Source organism: Chitinophagaceae bacterium, from assembly GCA_007695095.1.
Taxonomy (GTDB): domain Bacteria; phylum Bacteroidota; class Bacteroidia; order Chitinophagales; family REEL01; genus REEL01.
On sequence record REEL01000090.1, the window covers coordinates 1 to 3,415 of the forward strand.

A 3,415-nucleotide genomic window follows, 5' to 3' on the forward strand; every position below is an offset into this window, starting at 1 on the left:
GCCACAACGAAAAAAAGCGGACTTTGTTTCAATCCTTTTTTAGTTGGATTATGGTCTGGAAGATGTATGATACCGCAACCGAAAGACCGGGGAATATTATGTTTCAATCCTTTTTTAGTTGGATTATGGTCTGGAAGTCGCCAGACCACATAAAAGTAATAAAATTCTATTTTCCAGCTTATTTTTGATTCCCATTTTTTTTAAACAATATGTCAAAGTACGTACTTTTTTTAGTGTTTTTCGGTCAGTTTCCGAAAGTACAATTGATTTATATTCAACCATTTGTGTGTAGATTTAAATGGCGTTAAAATAAATTTAGACCCGGAAAAGACTTATTTAATGCAAATATTTTTATATGTGCAATCTAAGCATCTTTTCTTGTATTTAGTAGCTTTTGGAAAAAAATTATTGTCAATAATCAGCTGAATTTCAAGTGCACATTTTTTTATTTTGTCTAAATCACTTTCAGTTACCTCCACTTCGATCAACTTGTGCTTGCTTCGGGTATATACTATAAATCCTTTTTTTACTTTTTTTCCAAAATTTTCTTCTATCAGCCAGGCATAGCAATACAATTGAGTTTTGTAGGTGTCATAGATTTTATCTTTGTATTCTGCAAATTTATAGTCAAGCGGACTCATTGTGCCATCTTCAAGTAATAAGACTTCATCTACTTTCCCTCTTAACAATCCGTTTGTAAGATATTGGTCAAGATGTTTCTCTTTGACTCCGATTTTCTTTCTAAGATATTGTTTGTTTTGCTCCAATTTTTCATTGTGTAAGTCTCTACCTCGTATAACTTTGTAATTTTTTTCTTCATATTGGGGTATTGCCAACACATATTCGAAAAATGTAAATCGCGGACAGTAAAGATATTGTATGATATGCGAGGGGGTAATGGTAATCATTTCCAATATATTAAATCAAAAAAATAAAGCCCTAATTTCATCGGTAACCATTTTTTTATCAAAAGCTTGTCCAAGTAGTGAAGCATTTTTTAATTCATTTTTACTCATTGTGAAAATATATACTTTATCCTGTGATTCATCAATTTGTTCTTCAAGTTGAAGACTGAGCGTATCTTTTTCATGACTATCAACCGTTCCCAGAAAAACAGAATATTGTACTCTGTATAAACCGGCTTGCTTACAGAGTTTGGCGGCTTTCGTTCTGGCTTTGTCATTTTTAATATCATACAGTACCCACGTTATCATTGTTAATTTGATTTTTGTTAATTAATGTATTTGCAAACGTATGAGCATCCATTTGAAGAGCATTAGCACGGGTTTGATTTCTTCCCCTATAACGATGAGTTTCTTCTTCAAAGTAATTGTTAAAGTTTTCAACAAGTAGTTTTTTGCCCATTTCATTTAATGTATACCCATTTTTGATTTTATCAGTGTGTGTTTGGTTAACTTTTTTTGCAGAAAAAAGCTTAAATACGGTCCTGTCAACATGAATTCTGTATGGCTCAATGAAATCATAAACCATACTAAGTTGATTGTAATCATCTCGATGCATAAATCCAAGATATGGATCAATGCCGGCAATAATTAAAGATTTTTCGACTTTACCATATAACATTCCATAGGCATAATTTAAAAAAGCATTAAAGGGGTCTAATGCAGGCCGAGAACTTCTTCCCTCGAATTGATATTCTTTTGCTAATAATTTGCTAAGTGTGCTAAAATAATATCTTCCGGCGGTACCTTCAATTCCCCTGATTGTTTCTGCAATTTGAGCAATAGATTCTGCTTCGAGCTTTGCAATGGAAATTGCCTGCTTATTTATTTTTTCAATTTTTTCGTCTAAATAATCTTTTTTACTTTCTCTATGTTTCTTTAAGTCTTTTAAAAATTCAACTTGATTTTCAATTTTTTGGACGATCCATTCTTTAACCCATTTTACTGCTTGTTTATTTAGGCTTGCTTCAAGCTGACATTTTCGAATTTTGGTTGTGCTGCCTAATTTGCTATGCCAAACTCGGCCTGCCGGTTTACCGTCAAATTCCACAAATATGATATCAACATTAAATTTTAAAGCCAGAAAAACAGCATCGGTACTTAATGCAGCAGCTTTTGCCATAAGTATACTTTTTACTTTTTTAGCTGCAAAATGATGTTTTTTGTAGACTTTAGAACCTTCACTTTCAGGCACTCTGATTTCAAACATCTCATCTTTGACATGTAGGTATGTGCCGTATGTATTGATGTGTAGTTGCATGAATGAATATTTAGCTTAATTTTATCTTAATCCCCAAGGTTGTTTTGATTTGGTTCATTTTTTTCTAATCTAACCCGCAAGGTTGGCTAAAATTAGTTTTTAAATGTTTTAAACATTTACCTTTTACAGAACGACAACCTTGCGGGTTAATCCACCTTAAGTTAATTCTCAAAAAGTCATATCCATTTCCAAAGCATATTTCTCAATTCCATTTAATTTAGGTTTGAAGTCGATTTTGGCGTTTTTTGGAAAGAGTTTATAAGCTAATTCCCGATTGATTCTTTTATTTTTTTTCATAACATAATCATAATATGAAGTAAATTTATAATTGCTGATATCATCTACAAACCCATGCATTACAGGGTTAAAATGAATGTAATTTAATGCTTTCATGAAATAACCGGAATTATCAATTAATTTCCTTTCTATATTATCTAAAAATAAACTCCCTTTTCGGTTGTATTTTATGTTATAGTATTTTGAATAGCTGTTGAGAAAAATTGCAAATTGATTTGAGTTGTGATAATTGAGATTTTCTTTTAACTCCGATATAGATTTTTTAGGATATTTTGTTTTGAAGACTTCAATTATTTCTGATTCCGGTTTTATCATTAATAAAAAGTGAAAATGGTTAGGCATCAGACAATAAGCAAAAGTGTGTGAAATAACCGAAAGGTGCTGGTTATACTTTTCAAGAAAGCGGTAATAATTTTTCTCCTGCCTGAAAATGTTATCATCTCCATTCCCATGGTTATATACATGATAAACTTTACCCGGCTCAAAAGGAATTCTCTTGTTACCCATTATGCTAATATAAGAATTTATTTACTAGCGACAACCCGCAAGGTTGACTTTTATTTATTGGTAGGTACTTCCATATTATCTACCATTTACTGAACGCCAACCTTGCGGGTTAGATAAAAAACCTTACTCCGAAACAAGGTTGATTTTTTAACTATTGTTAGATACTTCCATGTTATTTGCCATTTACTAAACGCCAATCTTGCGGGTTAAACAAAAATCAACCTACCGTCCCAAATCCTCTACTCACTCCTTTGCCAAGCCCAATTCCTGCCGGTAATATTGCATTTACTACAAAGCTACCGGTAAAAGCCATCATACTTTGATCTTTAAAGCGTGTTGTTTTTTCATGGAGCTTGCATTTTGCCAAAAGCTTTTCATTCGGTTCAAG

General features: G+C 32.2%; 6 protein-coding genes. 1 reads left to right on the forward strand and 5 read right to left on the reverse strand.

Features of this window, described 5'->3' with window-relative positions:
• Positions 1-188, forward strand: a 188-nt coding sequence (locus EA412_05305) for a hypothetical protein (GenBank protein TVR80014.1), incomplete at its 5' end; no start/stop codon positions are given.
• Positions 189-332: 144 nt separating this feature from the next.
• Here EA412_05305 and cas4 read toward each other — a convergent pair.
• The 5 genes from cas4 to EA412_05330 form a co-directional block, all read right to left on the reverse strand.
• Positions 333-905 (reverse strand): CRISPR-associated protein Cas4, encoded by a 573-nt coding sequence (gene cas4 / locus EA412_05310; GenBank protein TVR80019.1) that lies wholly within the window; start codon positions 903-905, stop codon positions 333-335.
• An 18-nt stretch (positions 906-923) separates the two neighbouring features.
• The gene (cas2, locus tag EA412_05315; protein TVR80015.1) at positions 924-1,214 is read right to left on the reverse strand and encodes a CRISPR-associated endonuclease Cas2; all 291 of its coding nucleotides are present in this window, start codon (positions 1,212-1,214) and stop codon (positions 924-926) included.
• A complete protein-coding gene (gene cas1, locus EA412_05320) occupies positions 1,192-2,223 on the reverse strand; it encodes a CRISPR-associated endonuclease Cas1 (protein TVR80016.1) in 1,032 nt (343 codons plus the stop codon). The genes cas2 and cas1 overlap by 23 nt, the downstream gene beginning before the upstream one ends.
• Positions 2,224-2,391: 168 nt before the next feature.
• Positions 2,392-3,027 carry a hypothetical protein gene (locus EA412_05325; GenBank protein TVR80017.1) on the reverse strand — a complete coding sequence of 212 codons (636 nt, stop codon included), beginning with the start codon at positions 3,025-3,027 and terminating at the stop codon, positions 2,392-2,394.
• 217 nt (positions 3,028-3,244) lie between these two features.
• Positions 3,245-3,415: DNA repair protein (locus EA412_05330; protein TVR80018.1), on the reverse strand; the 171-nt coding region annotated here is incomplete at its 5' end.

Excerpts from the sequence above, each read along its gene's own strand:
- cas1 (TVR80016.1), bottom strand. The coding sequence starts at position 2,223 with ATGCAACTACACATCAATACATACGGCACATACCTACATGTCAAAGAT.
- EA412_05325 (TVR80017.1), bottom strand. The coding sequence starts at position 3,027 with ATGGGTAACAAGAGAATTCCTTTTGAGCCGGGTAAAGTTTATCATGTA.
- cas2 (TVR80015.1), bottom strand. The coding sequence starts at position 1,214 with ATGATAACGTGGGTACTGTATGATATTAAAAATGACAAAGCCAGAACG.